Source organism: Rhodococcus sp. As11 (assembly GCF_048957735.1).
GTDB lineage: Bacteria > Actinomycetota > Actinomycetes > Mycobacteriales > Mycobacteriaceae > Rhodococcus > Rhodococcus gordoniae.
Genome location: NZ_JARDJE010000001.1, coordinates 276,862 through 294,355, shown reverse-complemented (window position 1 = coordinate 294,355; position 17,494 = coordinate 276,862). Strand labels below are relative to the sequence as shown.

The window sequence follows — 17,494 nt, the reverse complement described above, 5'->3', positions numbered from 1 at the left end:
CGACGTGACCGGGTCGAGTCGATGCGTCGTGGCGGTCGTGGGATCGCTCAACCTCGACCTGACGGTCGTCGTGGCGCGTGCTCCCGAAGAAGGTGAGACGGTGCTCGGCCGGCACCTGAGTACCTATCCGGGCGGCAAGGGTGCGAACCAGGCCGTCGGCGCGGCACGACTCGCTCCCACCGCCATCGTCGGTGCCGTCGGCAGCGATCACGCCGCCGACGTGCTCCGGGGCGTGCAGCAGAAGGCCGGGGTCGACACCTCCCACCTCCGCACCATGCCGGGACCGACCGGCCGGGCCGTCATCGTCGTCTCCGACGACGGACAGAACCGGATCGTCGTCGTTCCGGAGGCCAACTCGCTGCTGAAGGCCGAGGACGTCACCACCGCCCTCGACGCCCTCGATCCCGCCGTGGTGCTCACCCAACTCGAGCTTCTTCCTGCGGTGACCTGGGCCGCCGCCCGATGGGCGCACGATCACGACCGCCGGTTCGTGCTCAATCCGAGCCCGGCCGTCGACCTGGACGACCACGTCCTCGCCGGCGCCGACCCGCTCGTGCTCAACGAGCAGGAGGCCCTGCACTACGCGAACCTTCCCGCAGGCACCCCTTTCGACGACGTCGTCACCCACCTGCTCGGGCTGGTGCGAACCGTGGTGATCACCCGTGGCGGGGAGGACGTGGTCGTCGGAACCGAGGACGCGATCGAACACCTCCGGGTCCCGCAGGTCGACGTCGTCGATACGACGGGTGCCGGCGACCATTTCGCCGGCACCCTCGCCGCCCTGCTCGGCAACGGGGAGGACCTGTTCGCGGCAGCGCGCCGGGCGTCGGCCGACGCTGCACGGCTGGTCGCATCCCGGCGTGCCGACCGCTGAAGCAGCGGAGCACCACGTCAGGGTGGCGGAAGCAGTTCGCCCTTGCCGCTGCGGAGCCAGCGCCCGGGGAGCCGGCCCGCGAGATCGCCGAGCGGACCGACGGCCCCGCGCAGCAGCTCGACCGTTTCCTGCAGCATGTCGATGCTCGCGTTCATCTGCGAGATACCGGGCGCGAGGTGAGAGAGTGTCTCCGAGAGCGAGACGATCTGATCGAGCGGCCCGCCTTCGGCGAGCAGTCGTTCCAGGGCTCCCTGTTCGGAGAGCAGGACGTCGAGCACGCCGCCCTGGGCGAGGGCGCGCTCGACGACCCCGCCGGGCCGGATCGCCACGTCGACGATGCCGCCCGGTGCGGTGAGCCGTTCGACGGCACCGTCCTGGGCGAGCAGCCGTTCGAGCGGACCGTCGTGTGCCGTGAGGCGATCGAGTAGGCCGCCTTCGGAGACGAGACGGTCGAGGGCGCCGTCGTCGGCGAGGATCCGGTCGAGCGGACCACCGGGTGCGGTGAGCCGGTCGACGGGTCCGCCCGGTGCGAGCAACCGGTCGAGCAGTCCGCCCGGTTCGGTGAGCCGATCCACGGTTCCGCCCGGTGCGAGCAGGCGGTCGAGCGGACCACCGGGACGCAGGGCGTGGCCGAGTCCGCGGTCCTCGGAGGTGAGCTTCGAGATCTGCTGTAGCAGCCCCACCGAACTGCGGGTGTCGGGCAGGCCGACCGCACCGAGCGCCGAGTAGGTGGCGGGAGACACCGCGACCCGCACGGTGCCGACGACCGTCTCGGCGACGCTCAGGGCGGTCTCGGCCGCGGTCAGACCCACACGCACCGGCAACACGAGTACGGACCCGAGGTTCATGGGACCGACTGTAACGGTCGGTACCCGAGAACGTCGGTGCCCGAGAACGTCAGTGCCCGAGAACGTCAGTGCACGAGAACGTCAGTGCACGAGTTTGAGTCCGACGACGCACAGCACGATGCCCGCGATCAGAGCGATCTTCAGCAGTGATGCGGTCTCGGTGCCGGTGACCATCGCGTAGCCGACCGTGAGCGCGGCACCGATACCCACCCAGATCGCGTAGGCCGTACCGACCGGCAGGGTGCGCAAGGCATACGCGAGTCCGGCCATGCTCAGGACGAGGGCGACGACGAACACCAGCGTCGGAGTGAGCCGGCTGAAGCCGGCGGATCTGCCGAGGGCGGTGGCCCATACGGCTTCGAGCACACCCGACAGGACGAGAACGATCCAGGCCATGACGTACAACGCTCCTGCACCGTCTTGTCGCTGGCCGGGTACGGTGCGCTCGTCCGGGAGGCCGACTACGGCCACCTTCATCCAGGTTAGGAATTACGGGCGAGGATTGGCAAATTGCTCAGGACACATGCAACAGCTGTGATTCCTGCGCAACGACTGTGCACGAGCATCCGCCGTCCAGTTCGGTGCATTCGAGAACGAGAGTGTGCCGCACGATCTCGAGATCGACGCAGTCGGGATCGGTGCAGTCCACCTGCGTGCCGGCGTGGATCACGAGGGTGCCGTGGCAGTGGTCGAGATCGTGGTTGCACTGTGAGCACGTCATGACCCCTTGATAGCACTGCGGCCGGAGAGTGTGGTGAGGATGGGGCGTCGCGCTGTCCGGTTCGTCCGGTGAGCGGGCCTCGACGTCCCACGACTATCGTGAGCACGCACAACGAACGGATGCGACGACTCGGGGAGCAACCACATATGGGGATCGCGGACGTGGTCGGGAAGGCCGCGCGGAACGCGTGGTCGCTGTTCGCCGCCGACGGCATCGCGCCTCCCCACCGCACTCCCTCGGTGATCGTCGGGAAGGGCCACCACCGGACACTGCGACGTTTCGTACCGGAGAACGCCGGTCCTCCCGTACTGCTCGTGACCCCGCTCGCCGCGTCGCCCACCTGCTTCGACCTGATGCCGGGGCAGAGCCTCGTCGAGCACCTGCTCGCTCTCGGACACAGCGTCTTCCTCGTCGAGTACGGCGAGATGACCCCCGACGACCGCGACCTCGGGCTCGAATTCTGGATCGACGACGTGATCCCCGAAGCGATCGCCCGCACGTCCGAACTGTGCGGGAACCGCGAGGTGGACGTGGTGGCGTGGAGTATCGGGGGCACGCTGGCGATGCTCACCGCGGCGGCACATCCCGGCCTGCCGATACGGTCGCTCACGGCCTTCGGCAGTCCGCTCGACTACTCCGCGATCCCGGTGATGGCGCTGCCTCGGCTCCTCGGCCGGTTCGTCGCCGAACCCGCACTCGGTCTGCTCGACGCGGTCTTCGGCGGGGTACCCGCACCCCTCGTGCGCACGGCCTACCGCCTCACCGCGATCGAACGCGAGATCCACCGCCCGTGGTTCGTGGCGACACATCTCACCGATGCCGAGACGCTCGCGCGGATGGAATGCGTCGACCGGTTCCAGGACGAGATCCACGGCTACGCCGGACGTGTGTTCCGTCAGCTCGCGACGAGCGTGACCATCGACAACGAGCTCGCCACCGGGCGTCTGCGGCTCGGCGACCGGGTCGTCGACCTCGCCGACGTCGCGGTGCCGGTGCTCGCGCTCGGCGGCGAGGACGACGTGCTCGCCCCGATCCCGGCCGTGGAGCCCGTCACGAGACTGCTCAGCGGCACGCAGGTGCGGTTCGTCCGCGTCCCGGGAACGCACCTCGGCATGCTCACCGGCAGCGCCGCACGCGACACCTCATGGATCGAACTGGACGTCTTCCTGCGCGAATCCCCCACGAACAGCAACGCGCCGGCCGCCACGCTTCCCGTCGAACAGGAAGTCGGGACGACCGGCGTGTGAGGCGTTGCGTCGCCCGGCCTGTCAATGCGTTCCGGCGACCTCGGGGGCCGACGTCTCCACCTCGTCCGGCCCGGGCTCCGCGGCCCGCCGGACGAACAGCGATCCGACGACGGCGATCACGGCGATCACCGCGCCCCATGTGAACGCTCCGTGGACACCGTCCGCGAGCGCGCCTGCGGGATCGTCGGCGCTCTCGGCGCCCGCGACCGTCGTGCGGGTCAGCACCGTGATGAACAGCGCCGTACCGGCCGCGCCGGCGACCTGCTGCATCGTGCTCACGATCGCACTGCCGTGGGAGTACAGCCGCCGCGGCAGCGCCCCGAGCGCCGAGGTCAGCAGCGGCGAGAACATCAGCGCGAGACCGATGTTGAGCAGCACGTGCCAGGCGATGACCGTGCCGGTCGCGGTGGCCGCGTCGAAGGTCGTCATGCCCCACATCGCGACGCAGGCGATCAGCGCGCCCGGTGCGACCAGCGGCCGCGGACCGAACCGGTCGAACAACCGTCCGACGATGTAGCCGAGCAGACCCATCGCCAGGCCGCCGGGCAGCAACATCAGGCCGGTGGCCAGCGTCGACTGTCCCAGCACGTTCTGCAGGTAGATCGGCAGCAGGATGAGCGTGCCGAACAGCGACATCATGCTCACCGACACGAGCGCCACCGCGAGCGAGAACGCCGGCGTGCGGAACGCGCGCAGGTCGAGCAGGGCGTCGTCGCCGAGGCGGAGCTGACGCAGGACGAAGAGTGCGAGCGAGGCGAGTCCGACGACCAGTGGCAACCACGGCGGCAGCAGCGGATCGCCCTCGGCGGCCTCACCGAGACTGCTCAGACCGAAGACCAGACCGCTGAAACCGAGGGCGGACAGCGCCACCGACGGGGCGTCGAGCGGCACCGGAACCGGTTCGGTGACGTTGCGGATCCAGCTCAGGCCGAGCGTCGTCGCGACGACCGCGATCGGCAGCACCAGCAAGAACATCCACCGCCAGCTCAGCTGGTCGAGCACGACGCCACCGATGGTCGGGCCGATCGCAGGTGCGACGGCGATGACGATCGAGATCACGCCCATCGTGCGCCCGCGACGCTCGGCGGGTACCAGGTTGAGCACCGTCGTGAACAGCAGCGGAAGCATCACCGCGGTGCCCACGGCCTGGACGACACGGCCCAGCACGAGGACCGGGAAGATCGGCGCGATCGCGGCGATCAGGGTGCCGATCAGGAAGCTGCCCATCGCGATCGCGAAGACCGTGCGCAGCGACAAGCGGGTGAGCAGATAACCCGTGATGGGAATGACGACGGCCATGGTCAGCATGAACGCCGTGGTGAGCCATTGGGCGGTGGCCGCGCCGACGTCGAACTCGACCATCAGTTTCGGCAGCGCGACGCTCATGATCGTCTCGTTGAGGATGACCACGAACGCGGCCCCGACGAGGACGGCGATCAGCAGACCGGCTCGCGGTGCGGGAGGACTCGGTGGAGTAGAGGACACGAGGACCTCAACGGGATACCGGTCGGAATTGTTCCACCGGCATCCCGTGAACGGGAGATCAGTCCGGGACGTGCTCGCCGTGACCCTGTTCGCGGAGGGCGTCCTTGATCTTCTGCTGCGCGCGGTCGAGCGATTCGGGCGACGGATCCTTGTCGGCCGTCGCGAAGTCGAAGTCGCCGAGGGAGTAGGCGGGGAAGACGTGCAGATGCAGGTGGGGGACTTCCAGACCCGCGATCATCAGACCGGCGCGCGGCGCGTCGAAGGCGGCGGTGACGGCGCGACCCAGGATGCGGGCGACGTCGTTCACCTTCGCCCAGAGGTCGTCGTCCACGTTCTGCCAGTGGTCGACCTCCTGCCGCGGCACCACCAGCACGTGCCCTTCGGTGAAGGGGTTGATGGTCAGGAACGAGACGACGTCGTCGTCCTGCCAGACGAAGCGGCCCGGCAGTTCACCGGCGATGATCTTGCTGAACACGGAAGCCATACCCGGAGGATAAAGGACACCGTGTCCACCGGAGGTGTTCCGTGACATCGGCTGCCGCGACGGTGAGGAGGGCAGCGATGTGGGCGTGTCGGGAGGTCGCGACGGCTCCTGTGCGGTGAGCGGTCGTATCGTCGGGCGCATGGGAGGAGAGGAGAACGTCCGGGAGGCGCCGCTGCGCGTACTCGTGGACGAACTCGTCACGCACGTCCTCGTAGGACTTCCCGTGGACCGGCGCACGGTCGTCGGGTTGTGCGGGCCACCGGGTGCCGGGAAGAGCCGTGCCGCGGCCCTGCTCGTCTACGCGCTGCGGTGCGCGGGGGTGTCCACCGGTCAGGTGCCGATGGACGGCTACCACCTGTCCAACCGCCAGCTCGACACTTTCGGTGCGCGCGACCGGAAGGGAGCACCCGACACCTTCGACGTCGCGGGTTTCCGCGACATGCTGAGCCGGGTGCGGCAGTGCCGCGACGAGACGATCTATGCTCCCGACTTCTCCCGGGCCCTCGACGAACCGATCGCAGCGGTGCACGCCGTCCCATCCGATGCGCGGGTGATCGTCACCGAGGGCAACTATCTGATGTTCGAGACCGGGGGATGGGAACACATCCACCCGCTGCTCGACCTCGTCATCTATATCGACGCGCCCCGCCGCACGCTCACGCGACGTCTCGTCCGGAGGCACCGCCACCACGGACGGGACGACGACGGGGCGCGCGAATGGGTGCGCACGGTCGATCTGCCGAATGCGGAAGCCGTCCAGCGCACCCGCTCCCGCGCCGATCTCGTGTGGAGACCGGTCCCGTAGTCTGTCCTGCGTGCGCGTACTCGTTATCGGCTCCGGTGCCCGTGAACATGCTCTGGCTCTCGCTCTGTCCCGCGACCCCGGCGTGACCGCCGTGCTGGCGGCGCCCGGCAATCCCGGTATCGCGAACGTCGCCGAGCTGTTCCCGGTCGACGCCGCCTCCGCCGACAGTGTCGTCGCCCTCGCGACCGAGCAGAAGGCCGACCTCGTGGTGATCGGCCCCGAGGTTCCGCTCGTCCTCGGTGTGGCCGACGCCGTCCGCGCCGCGGGTATCCCCTGCTTCGGTCCGTCCGCCGCCGCCGCCCGCATCGAGGGGTCGAAGGCGTTCGCGAAGGACGTCATGGCCGCCGCCGGCGTGCGCACCGCCCACAGTGAGGTCGTCGACAGCCCCGCGACCATCGACGAGGCACTCGACCGCTTCGGACCGACCTGGGTGGTCAAGGACGACGGTCTCGCCGCAGGCAAGGGTGTCGTCGTCACCACCGACCGCGATGCCGCCCGCGATCATGCTGTCGAGATCCTCGAGAACGGGCACCCCGTTCTGCTGGAGTCCTTCCTCGACGGTCCCGAGGTCTCGTTGTTCTGCCTGGTCGACGGTGAGACGGTCGTGCCGTTGCTCCCGGCGCAGGATCACAAGCGCGTGGGGGAGGGCGACACCGGCCCCAATACCGGCGGAATGGGTGCCTACACCCCGTTGCCGTGGCTGCCCGAGGGCAGCGTCGAGCAGATCGTCTCCGAGGTCGTCGAACCGGTCGCGGCCGAGATGGTGCGGCGCGGATGCGGCTTCTCCGGACTGCTCTACGCGGGTCTGGCGATGGGCGCCGAAGGTCCGGCCGTGGTCGAGTTCAACTGCCGCTTCGGCGATCCCGAGACCCAGGCCGTGCTCGCGCTGCTCGAGTCGCCGCTGGGTGAGGTCCTGAACGCGGTGGCCACCGGTACCCTCGCCGATCGCCCGCCGCTTCGCTGGAAGGGCGGCGCCGCGGTGACCGTGGTGCTCGCCGCCGAGCACTACCCGTCCACCCCGCGTACCGGCGACGTGATCACCGGTGCCGAGGGCGAGACGGTGCTGCATGCCGGCACCAGGCGTCGCGACGACGGTGCGCTGGTCTCCGCCGGTGGGCGCGTGCTCAACGTGATCGGCGTGGGCGCCGATCTCGCGGCCGCGCGCGAAGCCGCTTATGATCGGCTCGCCACCGTGAAGCTGCCGGGCGGTCACTTCCGCCGCGACATCGGTATGGCGGCCGTCGAGGGCCGGATCTCGGTCTAGCCTTTCATCCTCGTTCTCCACCTTGCACCTACCGGTTGTATGTTGCACACTCGGTGCATCTTGATGCCAGCAGGGGTGACAGCATGGTTTTTCGAGGACGAACGCCGACGCCGGACCCGACACCGCTACGGCACCACAACGTCGTCGTGAACGAGCTGCCGGACGATGTCGTCGTCGAGCGCGACGTGCCCGTCCGCACTGCGGACGGCACCGTCCTGCGAGCCGACGTCTACCGTCCCGCGAGTGCCGGTGAACAGGACCGGTGCCCCGTACTGGTGGCAGTCACCCCCTACGGCAAGAACGCCGGCGTCGACCGGTATCCCGTCGACTTCGACGAGCTCGCCGAATCCGGCAACCACATCGGCGACCTCGAACTCAGCGACTGCACCTCCTTCGAGGCACCCGATCCCGCCTACTGGGTTCCTCGCGGCTACGTCCTCGTCGTCGCCGACATGCGCGGCCACCACGCCAGCGGCGGCCGGCCGCGCATGCTGCTCGGCCGGGCCGCGCTCGACTGCGCGGCCGTCGTGGAATGGGCCGGCAGCCAGGAGTGGAGCAACGGCCGGGTCGGTCTCGCCGGCGCCGACTATCTCGCGACCCTGCAGTGGTACACCGCGGCACTGAACCCGCCCTACCTCGCGGCCATCGCCCCCTGGGAGGGCGTGAGCGATCCCTGCCGCGACATCCTCACCCAGGGTGGCATCCCCGAGACCCGTTACAGCGAGTTCTGGTACAGCGCGATGAACACCGGGGTGCGCTGCGGCGCCGTGTCCCTCCGGCGGTTCACCCCGTGGCTGTTGCGCCGGTTCCCCGACTTCTTCCGTCACGTCGCCCCGCCTCCCCGGTTCGAGGACGTCACCGTGCCCGCGCTGGTGGGAGTCTCCTGGTCGGATCAGGGCCCCCGCGCCCGCGGAGCGGTCGAGGGTTACCGCCGCATCGGGTCGGAGCACAAGTGGCTCTACACCCACGGGCGGAAGATGTGGCAGACCTTCTACGGCAACGAAGCGCTCGACTACCAGCGACGTTTCTTCGACCACTACCTCAAGGACGAGGACAACGGCTTCGCCGACACCCCGCGCGTGCGCCTCGAGACCCGCCACGACCTCCGGACCTATTCCGAACGCCTCGAGTCCGAGTGGCCCGTGCCCGGCACCCGCTACGTCTCACTCCACCTCGACCACGCGAACGCCGCTCTGAGCACCACGCCGTGTGGGAGCCGCCAGTTCCGGCGCACCTTCCCCGTCGCGGGCGACGAACTCGTCTTCACCCACACCTTCGCCGAGGACACCGAGATCACCGGGCACGCAGCGCTGCGTCTGTGGGTGCAGGCGAAGGATGCCGACGATATGGACCTGTTCGTCGGCCTGGCCAAGCGCGATGAATACGGCCGCGACGTGTGGTTCGAAGGCCACGGCGGATACGAGAAGGGATTCGTCGCCCACGGCTGGATGCGGGTCTCCCGCCGGGCACTGGACCCGGAAGCCTCCACCGCCTACCGGCCCGTCCACGACCGGAAGAAGTACTGGCCGCTGCTGCCGGACCAGATCGTGCCGGTCGACATCGAGATCATGCCGCACAGCACCTTCTTCGAGGCCGGTTCCAGCCTCGTTCTCGTCATCGCCGGCCACGACCTCGACGAGAATCCGCGCGTCGGCCACGACCGCACGATCAACAAGGGCTTCCACATCGTGCATGCGGGCGGACAGTTCGACTCGCATCTGCTGTTGCCGGTCGTGCCGCAGCCGGCGCCGGAACCCGAGGAGACGGCCACCGGCGCGGAGGCCGCGCCTGCGCAGGTCGTCGATCGTCCGGACTATCCGATCGCGTGGGGTGCCCTCGCCCGGCTTCAGCGCGTCCGGCTCTGAGGAACGACGCGCGCGTACTACCGTCGTCGACGTGCGCCCCGAATCCCAACGCTCTGCTATCGAGACGTTCCACGTCATGGATGTGTGGAAGGCGGCCGCCGAGCGGCAGCGCTCCCACGGCGACGTCCTGAGTCTCGCCGCCGGACAACCGTCGACCCCCGCACCCGCCCCCGTGCTCCGCGCCGCGAACCTCGCGATCGACGCGGAACTGCTGGGCTACACGGAAACCTTCGGCATCCTGCCGTTGCGCGAGGAGATCGCGGCGTACCACCGCCACAAGTACGGCATCGACGTCGATCCGGACGACGTCGTCGTCACCACCGGCTCCTCCGGTGCCTTCACCCTGGTGTTCCTCGCGGCTTTCGACGTCGGCGACACCGTCGTCGTCGCCCGGCCCGGTTACCCGGCCTACCGCAACACCCTCGCCGCGCTCGGCTGCCGCGTCGTCGAACTCGACTGCGGCCCGCAGACCCGCTACCAGCCGACCGTCGCGATGCTCGAGGAACTCGACACTCCGCCCGCGGGTGTCGTCGTCGCCAGTCCCGCGAACCCCACCGGCACGATGATCGAACCGGACGAGCTCGCGGCGCTCGCACGCTGGTGCGACGAGCACGGCAGCCTCCTCGTCTCCGACGAGATCTACCACGGCATCGAATTCGGTACTCCCGGCTCACCCGCGACCTCCACCGCCTGGGCGACCTCCCGCGAATCCGTGGTGATCGGCTCGGTGTCGAAGTACTTCTCGATGACCGGCTGGCGACTCGGCTGGATGCTCGCGCCGGAGAGGATGCGGCCGGCGCTGCAGCGACTCGCGTCGAACATGACGGTGTGCCCGCCGTCGATCTCCCAGTTCGCGGCGATCGAGGCGTTCGGGACCGAGGCCCGCACCGAACTCGACGGGCACGTCTCCCGTTACGCCGTGAACCGGGAACTGCTGCTCGAAGGACTGCCGGATCTCGGCATCACGAAACTCGCACCGGCCGACGGCGCCTTCTACGTCTACGCCGACATCGGGCATCTGCTCGACGGCGAGAACTCGACGGCGTGGTGCGCGCGACTGCTCCACGACACCGGTCTCGCGCTCGCCCCGGGTGTCGACTTCGACACCGTGCGCGGCGACGGCACCGTGCGACTGTCGTTCGCGGGATCGACCGCCGACGTCACCGCGGCGCTCGACCGGCTGGCGGGGTGGCTGCCCGTCTCGTGATCACCGGCCCCGGCCGCCGAGGGCGGGTCACCGCCCGTCGGCGATGATCCGCGCGATGTTCCGTTCGGCCAGCGCGGCGATGGTCAGCGAGGGGTTGGCGGTGCCGGTGCTGCCCGGGATCAGTGCGCCGTCGACGACGTAGAGACCGGGATGGCCGTGGACGCGGCCGTAACCGTCGGTCGCGTCGCCGAGCACCGCACCACCGAGCGGGTGCGCGGTGAACGTCGCATTGACGTCCTCGGCCATCGGTGATGCGCCCGGAATCGTGCCGCCGGCCTGTGCCATCGCGTTGTGCACGGCCCGCAGTGCGTCGACGCTCTCGCGCTCACCGCCCGCCGGCCAGTTCAGGACGGCACGGTCGGCGCCCGCGTCGTAGGTGAAGTCGGCGCGAGTCGGATCGAGGGTCATGCCGAGCGAGGCGAGCATCCCGACGTCTTTCGCGGTGCCCGCGACGAACCAGTTCTCGAGGCTCAGGGGCAGGCCCGACTCGTCGACGATCCGCGACGCCGACGGCGCTCCCTGGTCGCCGCCGAAACCGTCGGTGAGAGCGAACGACCGCACGAGCACGGCATCGCCGTTGGTGCCCCAGCCCCGCCCGACGCGCTCGTCGAGGTTCGGCAACGAACCGGTGTGCCGGGCCTTGACGAGCAGTTCGGTGGTGCCGACCGATCCGGCCCCGAGGACGAGGCGATCGCACGTGATCGTGGTGGTGCGCAGCACCGCACCCGTCGGGTCGACGGCCTGCACGTCGAGCCGGTAACGGCCGTTGCCGTCCTGGCCGACGGCGAGCACCCGGTGGCCGTGGCACACCAGCGTGCGACCGGTCGCCTCGGCTGCCGGGATGTAGTTCCGGGTGAGATCGAACTTCGCGCCGTTCGAATTGCCGAGATTGCTCTCGCCCGCGACGGCCGACCGGCGCACCGAACCGGCGAGTTCGGCACGCACGACGTCCCAGTCCCAGATCCCGTCGATGCGGTGCGGACTGTAGCCGGCGGCGCGTGCGTCGTCGTCCCAGCGCCGCGAATGCGTGAACTCCCCGGCGTTGTAGATGTCGTCGGGCATCGGATCGAGGCGCAGCATCGAGCGCACCTTCGGGTACCAGGTGGACGTCATCTCGTCGTAGGAGAGGCGGTCGCCGAAGACGTGCTCGAAGAAGTGCCGTTCGGGGGCGATCATCACGCCGGTGAAGACGATCGATCCGCCGCCCACCGCGGCACCGCGCCACACCGACATGTTCGGGTAGTCGACCACGTCGAGGACGCCGGCGAAGTCGTCGCACACCACCGGGATGCCGGTCGGACCGGTGAACCGGGTGCGGTGGTGGTAGCCGCGACCGTCGGCGAGCAGGTCGGTCGTGAAGATCTCCCGGTGCGGGTCGCGGGGCCAGCGCATACCGCGCTCGAGCATCGTGACCCGGTTCCCGGCCTCGGCCAGGCGCAGGGCGGCGACACTCGCGCCGAAACCGGAACCCACCACGACGACCTCGGAGTGCTCCGGCGGGGTGGGCGGCGGCACGAACAGTTCGGGCACGAGACGGCGGTACTCCTCGAGCCCGACGGGCAATGCGTTCGCCCGGGGGAGCCCGAGGCCGGAGATGGCGGACAGGCCGGAGCCGACGGCACCGGTACCGGCCAGCGCAGCCCCGAGAACGGATGCCTGCAGAAAGCGTCGACGTCTCATCCGGTACGGCTCCGATCGTTCGATGACCTGTGCACGGGAAGCACCCGCCGAGACTCGACACGCGCGGGCGGGCGTAATGGTACCGGTTGGTCTCGAATTCCGTTTTCCCCTGGTGAGACCCCCGAGCTGTCACCATGAGAGTGTGTCGATTGCTGCAACCCCGAAGGGCGAACGGCGCCGTCAGGCGCTGGTCGAAGCAGCAGCCGACCTCATTCTCGAGGGCGGTATCGACGCCGTACGCCACCGCGCCGTCGCCACCCGCGCGGGTCTTCCACTCGCGTCGACGACCTACTATTTCGCATCGCTCGACGATCTCGTCGCGTGCGCGGTGGACTACAACAGCGAACGGGAACTGGATGCGATGCGGGCGCGGGTCCGCGATATCCAGCAGCTTCCGCGCAGCCTCGAAGGCACGGCCGATCTCATCGTCGACCTGCTGATAGGGCCCCGGGAGGACGACGGCGGAATCGACCGCGAACGCCTGATCTCGCGATACGAACGGTGCGTCGCCACGGCCCGCTATCCGGAACTGCACGACGTGCAGGTACGGATGCGCGAACAGATCGACGACCTGCTCACCGACCTGCTCGAACGCTGCTGCCGATCGGTGCGGCCGAGGGAGGTGCGCCGGCTCGTGGCGGTGGTGGACGGTGCGGTCCTCGGCGGGCTGGGTGAGCTCGATCCCGACCCGCGCTCGCTCGCGCGCGGCATCCTGCTCGACGTCGTGGAGACCGTCGCGCCCCCGGCCGAGGAGTGAGGTCGGGGAATACCTGGGCAGGACCGGACCGTAAACTCACTTCTGTGAGCCACATCCCCAACGTCCTCGCCACTCGCTACGCCAGTCCCGAACTCAGGGATCTGTGGTCGCCCGAGCACAAGATCGTGCTCGAGAGGCACCTGTGGCTCGCGGTGCTGCGGGCGCAGGCCGAACTCGGGATCGACGTTCCGGCCGAGGCGATCGCCGATTACGAACGCGTCGTCGAGCAGGTCGATCTCGACTCCATCGCGGCGCGGGAGCGCGTCACCCGCCACGACGTCAAGGCTCGCATCGAGGAGTTCAACGCGCTCGCCGGGCACGAGCACGTCCACAAGGGCATGACCAGCCGCGACCTCACGGAGAACGTCGAACAACTGCAGATCCTGAGGTCGCTCGAACACGTCCACTCCCACGGTGTCGCCGTGGCCGCGCGGCTCGCCGAGCGCGCGACCGAGTACGCCTCGCTGGTCATGGCCGGTCGCTCGCACAACGTCGCGGCGCAGGCCACCACCCTCGGCAAGCGTTTCGCCTCCGCGGCCGACGAGCTGCTCATCGCTCTGCAGCGTGTCCGGGAGCTGATCGCCCGGTACCCCCTGCGGGGGATCAAGGGCCCCATGGGCACCGCCCAGGACATGCTCGACCTGCTCGGCGGCGATGCCGCGAAGCTCGCGCAGCTCGAGCAGAAGGTCGCGCAGCATCTCGGCTTCGCGAACGTCGTCACCAGCGTGGGCCAGGTCTACCCGCGCTCGCTCGACCACGACGTGCTCTCCGCGCTCGTGCAGGTCGGTGCCGGCCCCGCGTCGTTCGCCCACACCATCCGGCTCATGGCCGGTCACGAACTCGTCACCGAAGGATTCCAGCCCGGCCAGGTGGGTTCGTCCGCGATGCCGCACAAGATGAACACCCGTTCGTGCGAGCGCGTCGACGGTCTGCAGGTCGTCCTGCGCGGATACGCCTCCATGGCCGCCGAACTCGCCGGTGCGCAGTGGAACGAGGGCGACGTCTTCTGCTCCGTCGTCCGGCGGGTCGCCCTTCCCGACGCCTTCTTCGCGATCGACGGCCAGATGGAGACCTTCCTGACGGTCCTCGCCGAGTTCGGCGCCTACCCGGCGGTGATCGAGAAGGAACTCGTGCGGTACCTGCCGTTCCTGGCGACCACCAAGGTGCTCATGGCCGCCGTACGGGCCGGGGTGGGTCGCGAGACCGCTCACGAGGCCATCAAGGAACACGCCGTGTCCGTTGCGCTCGCGATGCGCGAGCAGGGCCGCGAACCCGATCTGCTCGACCGTCTCGCGGCCGACGACCGGCTCCCGCTCGATCGCGCCGCGCTCGATGCGGCACTGGCCGACCGGGAGGTCTTCGCCGGAGCCGCGGTGGCACAGGTCGACGCGGTCGTCGCGGCGGTGCAGGATCTCGTCGCGCAGTATCCGGAAGCGGCGAAGTACACGCCGGCACCGATTCTGTAGGAAGCGGGTTCGGGAAGAACAAGAGACCGACTACCGGGGGGAGTGTCCGATGGGGGTGGCGGTATCAGCAGGGGAGAACGAAATGTCGGTGAAACAGGGAAATACGGGTCGGGTGCGTGATGCAGCGCGGACACGTACCGCACTGCTCGACGCAGCGCTCGAAGTGTTCCTGCGCGACGGGTACGCAGCGGCGGCCACGGAGGAGATCGTCTCGGTGGCGGGGGTGACGCGCGGTGCGCTGTACCACCACTTCGCCGACAAGCGGGATCTGTTCCGCGGTGTCATCGAGCGTATCCAGAAGGAAACAGAAGGCTCCCTGGCTCCCGCCGAGCCGATCGAGGATGCCTGGGAAGGCTTCACCTCGGCCGTGCTCGCGTCGCTCGACGCGGTCTACGACCAGGCGACGCGCCGGTTGTTGCTGATCGAAGCTCCCGCCGTCCTCGGCTGGACCGAAGTGCGGGAGACGCATCGGCATTCGTCCCTGAAGTCGATCGAGCGCACGCTCGTCACCGTCGACCCCGACGTCTACGAGATGTCGTCCACGCGGACGTCGGTACTCGCCCACCTGCTCATCGCGGCCGTCGAGGAAGCGATGCTGTGCCTCGCGCACAGCGACGATCCGGTGCGCGACCGGCCCGCGGTGGAGGGCGAACTGCTGCGTCTCCTCGAAGCGGCCCGGGGTCCGGCGCACGCGGAGGAGTCCACGCCCCGGTGACGGACTGCATCTTCTGCGCCATCGTGGCCGGGCAGTCGCCGGCCAGTGTCGTACTCGACGAACCCGACGTGCTCGCGTTCATGGACATCCGTCCGTGCACCCCGGGACACCTGCTCGTGATTCCGAAACGGCACGCGTCCGGACTGGCGCAGCTCGATCCGGAGGACGGAGCGAAGGTGTTCGCCGCCGGACAACGGATCGCCACGGCGATGCGCGCGTCCGAACTGCCCATCGAGGGCGTGAACATGTTCCTCGCCGACGGTGTGGCCGCCGGCCAAGAGGTCTTCCACGTGCACCTGCACCTCGTGCCGCGCACGGCCGGTGACGGCTTCGGGATCCGCGCCCACTGGCAGACACCGAACCGGACCGTGCTCGACGGCACCGCCGCCACGATCCGCACCGCGGTGGAGTCGCACCGGTCGTGATCCGGTGACAGACGCATACATCCAGCCGATCGCACCGGTCGGCGGTTCCCTCGCATGGTCCGCGCTGGTCGCCGTGCTCCCGCTGCTCACCATGCTCGTCCTGCTCGCCGTCTTCCGGTTGCGGTCGCATTCCGCGGCGGGAATCGCAGTGGTGGTTGCGCTCGTGGTGGGCACCGCCGTCTACGGCATGCCGATCGGGTCGGCGCTCAGCGCCGGGATCGAAGGCGCCGTCTTCGGGCTCTTCCCGATCATGTGGACGGTGGTCAACGCCGTCTGGGTGTACCGGCTCACCGTCGAATCCGGGCACTTCGACGTCCTCACCCGCGCATTCGGGCGGATCTCCCCGGATCCGCGCATCCTCACGATCGTCATCGCCTTCCTGTTCGGTGCGCTGCTCGAGGCGGTCGCCGGCTTCGGCACGCCCATCGTCGTCGCGACCGTCGTGCTCATCGGTGCCGGACTGCCGCCGGTGCGTGCGGCCGCTGCGGCCCTGCTCGCCAACTCGGTCGTCACACCGCTCGGCGTCATGGGCACCCCGATCCTGACGATGTCGCGCGTCTCGGAGATCCCCATCGACGAGATCGGCCCGGTCGTCGCGCGGCAGGTCTGCCTGCTCGCGGTCTTCGTCCCGCTCGTGCTGGTGGCGGTGATCGGCGGATGGCGCGGCGTCCGGGAGACGTGGCCGGTCGCGCTCGCCGTCGGACTCGCCTTCGCCGCCGCCCAGTTCGTATGCGCGAGCTACCTCACGGTGGGGCTGAGCAACATCGCGGCTGCCGCGGCGGGTCTGCTCGTGCTGCTGGTCGCGGTGAAGGTGCACCCCACCCAGCGTCGGGCCCGCCGGGCCGCGCCCGAACGGATCCACGATTCGCGCCGCCGCGTCGTCGAGGCCTTCGCGCCCTACGCGTTGATCGTGATCGTCTTCCTCGTCAGCCGGTTCGGGCCGGTCGCGTCGCTGCTGTCGAACGCGAGCCTGTCGTTCCCGTGGCCCGGTGTGGACGTGACCACCGCCGACGGGGACGTTCCCACCGCGGAGACCTTCACCATCGATCTGCTCACCGCTCCGGGCAGTCTCGTCTTCGTCGCCGCGCTGCTGTCGATGCCGGTGCTGAAGGTCGCGGTGCCGGATGCGGCGCGCTGTTTCGTCGCCGCGGTCGTGCAGTTGCGGTGGTCGTTCGCGACGGTCACGGCGGTTCTCGCCCTGGCGTACGTGATGAACCTGTCCGGGCAGACCGCCACGATCGGTGGATTCCTCGCCGGCGCCGGAGCGGCCTTCGCGCTGTTGTCGCCGGTCCTCGGCTGGCTCGGTGTGGTGGTCACCGGATCGAACACCGCCTCGAACGCGATGTTCGGCAGCCTGCAGGTCGCCGCGGCCCAGCAATCGGGTCTCGACCCGACCGTGCTGGTCGCGGGGAACATGGCCGGCGGCACCACCGGTACCCCGATCGCGTTGCAGAACCTCGCCCTCGTGTCGTCGGTGAAGGGACTGTCCGGCAAGGACGGGCTCCTCCTGCGCCGGATCTGGCCGCTGAGCATCGCCGGGGTCGTGGTGCTCGCCGTCCTCGTGTGGCTGCAGTCCACCTCGGTGCTGGGCTGGATGGTGCCCTGACCCTTGCCGGGACCGCTTCTCGAGAACCCGAAGCGGGTGGGGAAG

17 protein-coding genes and 1 riboswitch are annotated in these 17,494 nt (G+C 69.4%); of the genes, 11 read left to right on the top strand and 6 right to left on the bottom strand.

Translation table 11 applies throughout. The features are described 5' to 3' along the window. Positions 1–4 precede the first annotated feature (4 nt). Positions 5–874, top strand: a complete 870-nt coding sequence (locus PV766_RS01445) for a ribokinase (protein ID WP_084421541.1) — start codon at positions 5–7, stop codon at positions 872–874. Positions 875–891: 17 nt separating this feature from the next. Here the strand turns inward: PV766_RS01445 and PV766_RS01440 are convergent, their stop codons facing one another. The 3 genes from PV766_RS01440 to PV766_RS01430 all read right to left on the bottom strand — a co-directional run bounded on the left by PV766_RS01440 (position 892) and on the right by PV766_RS01430 (position 2,443). Then, the gene (locus PV766_RS01440) at positions 892–1,722 is read right to left on the bottom strand and encodes a hypothetical protein (protein ID WP_064063085.1); all 831 of its coding nucleotides are present in this window, start codon (positions 1,720–1,722) and stop codon (positions 892–894) included. A gap of 81 nt (positions 1,723–1,803) precedes the next feature. Beyond that, the gene (locus tag PV766_RS01435) at positions 1,804–2,118 is read right to left on the bottom strand and encodes a DMT family transporter (protein ID WP_026002820.1); all 315 of its coding nucleotides are present in this window, start codon (positions 2,116–2,118) and stop codon (positions 1,804–1,806) included. A gap of 13 nt (positions 2,119–2,131) precedes the next feature. Beyond that, positions 2,132–2,196: riboswitch (guanidine-III (ykkC-III) riboswitch) on the bottom strand. A gap of 40 nt (positions 2,197–2,236) precedes the next feature. After that, on the bottom strand, positions 2,237–2,443 hold the full coding sequence (locus PV766_RS01430) for a hypothetical protein (protein WP_064063086.1): 207 nt from the start codon (positions 2,441–2,443) through the stop codon (positions 2,237–2,239). A gap of 98 nt (positions 2,444–2,541) precedes the next feature. Between PV766_RS01430 and PV766_RS01425 the strand changes: the two genes are divergently transcribed. Then, positions 2,542–3,690: an alpha/beta hydrolase gene (locus tag PV766_RS01425; RefSeq protein WP_421096266.1), complete on the top strand. Its 1,149-nt coding sequence runs from the start codon at positions 2,542–2,544 to the stop codon at positions 3,688–3,690. A gap of 21 nt (positions 3,691–3,711) precedes the next feature. Here PV766_RS01425 and PV766_RS01420 read toward each other — a convergent pair whose 3' ends face one another. Beyond that, on the bottom strand, positions 3,712–5,175 hold the full coding sequence (locus PV766_RS01420; protein WP_129977202.1) for an MDR family MFS transporter: 1,464 nt from the start codon (positions 5,173–5,175) through the stop codon (positions 3,712–3,714). 58 nt (positions 5,176–5,233) lie between these two features. After that, positions 5,234–5,659: an HIT family protein gene (locus PV766_RS01415; protein ID WP_064063089.1), complete on the bottom strand. Its 426-nt coding sequence runs from the start codon at positions 5,657–5,659 to the stop codon at positions 5,234–5,236. A gap of 139 nt (positions 5,660–5,798) precedes the next feature. Here PV766_RS01415 and PV766_RS01410 point away from each other — a divergent pair, with 139 nt between their 5' ends. The 4 genes from PV766_RS01410 to PV766_RS01395 all read left to right on the top strand — a co-directional run bounded on the left by PV766_RS01410 (position 5,799) and on the right by PV766_RS01395 (position 10,800). After that, a complete protein-coding gene (locus PV766_RS01410) occupies positions 5,799–6,464 on the top strand; it encodes a nucleoside/nucleotide kinase family protein (RefSeq protein WP_064063105.1) in 666 nt (221 codons plus the stop codon). A 10-nt stretch (positions 6,465–6,474) separates the two neighbouring features. Then, positions 6,475–7,728, top strand: a complete 1,254-nt coding sequence (gene purD / locus PV766_RS01405; RefSeq protein WP_064063090.1) for a phosphoribosylamine--glycine ligase — start codon at positions 6,475–6,477, stop codon at positions 7,726–7,728. A gap of 146 nt (positions 7,729–7,874) precedes the next feature. Continuing rightward, entirely contained in the window at positions 7,875–9,593 is a 1,719-nt protein-coding gene (locus PV766_RS01400) for a CocE/NonD family hydrolase (RefSeq protein ID WP_421096265.1), read from the top strand. A 31-nt stretch (positions 9,594–9,624) separates the two neighbouring features. After that, positions 9,625–10,800 carry a pyridoxal phosphate-dependent aminotransferase gene (locus PV766_RS01395; RefSeq protein ID WP_064063106.1) on the top strand — a complete coding sequence of 392 codons (1,176 nt, stop codon included), beginning with the start codon at positions 9,625–9,627 and terminating at the stop codon, positions 10,798–10,800. Positions 10,801–10,827: 27 nt separating this feature from the next. On the opposite strand, the gene PV766_RS01390 is transcribed toward PV766_RS01395, so the two are convergent. Next, positions 10,828–12,480 (bottom strand): GMC oxidoreductase, encoded by a 1,653-nt coding sequence (locus PV766_RS01390; protein WP_129977200.1) that lies wholly within the window; start codon positions 12,478–12,480, stop codon positions 10,828–10,830. 142 nt (positions 12,481–12,622) lie between these two features. Between PV766_RS01390 and PV766_RS01385 the strand changes: the two genes are divergently transcribed. The 5 genes from PV766_RS01385 to PV766_RS01365 all read left to right on the top strand — a co-directional run bounded on the left by PV766_RS01385 (position 12,623) and on the right by PV766_RS01365 (position 17,449). Then, on the top strand, positions 12,623–13,237 hold the full coding sequence (locus tag PV766_RS01385) for a TetR/AcrR family transcriptional regulator (RefSeq protein ID WP_371053516.1): 615 nt from the start codon (positions 12,623–12,625) through the stop codon (positions 13,235–13,237). Positions 13,238–13,281: 44 nt separating this feature from the next. Further along, positions 13,282–14,703 carry an adenylosuccinate lyase gene (purB, locus tag PV766_RS01380; RefSeq protein ID WP_371053515.1) on the top strand — a complete coding sequence of 474 codons (1,422 nt, stop codon included), beginning with the start codon at positions 13,282–13,284 and terminating at the stop codon, positions 14,701–14,703. 82 nt (positions 14,704–14,785) lie between these two features. Further along, complete coding sequence (locus PV766_RS01375; RefSeq protein ID WP_172506080.1) at positions 14,786–15,418, top strand: TetR/AcrR family transcriptional regulator; 633 nt, start codon at positions 14,786–14,788, stop codon at positions 15,416–15,418. After that, a complete protein-coding gene (locus PV766_RS01370) occupies positions 15,415–15,843 on the top strand; it encodes an HIT family protein (RefSeq protein WP_255162198.1) in 429 nt (142 codons plus the stop codon). Before PV766_RS01375 ends, PV766_RS01370 begins: the two co-directional genes overlap by 4 nt. A gap of 4 nt (positions 15,844–15,847) precedes the next feature. Continuing rightward, positions 15,848–17,449, top strand: a complete 1,602-nt coding sequence (locus tag PV766_RS01365) for an L-lactate permease (RefSeq protein ID WP_255162199.1) — start codon at positions 15,848–15,850, stop codon at positions 17,447–17,449. Positions 17,450–17,494: the final 45 nt, after the last annotated feature.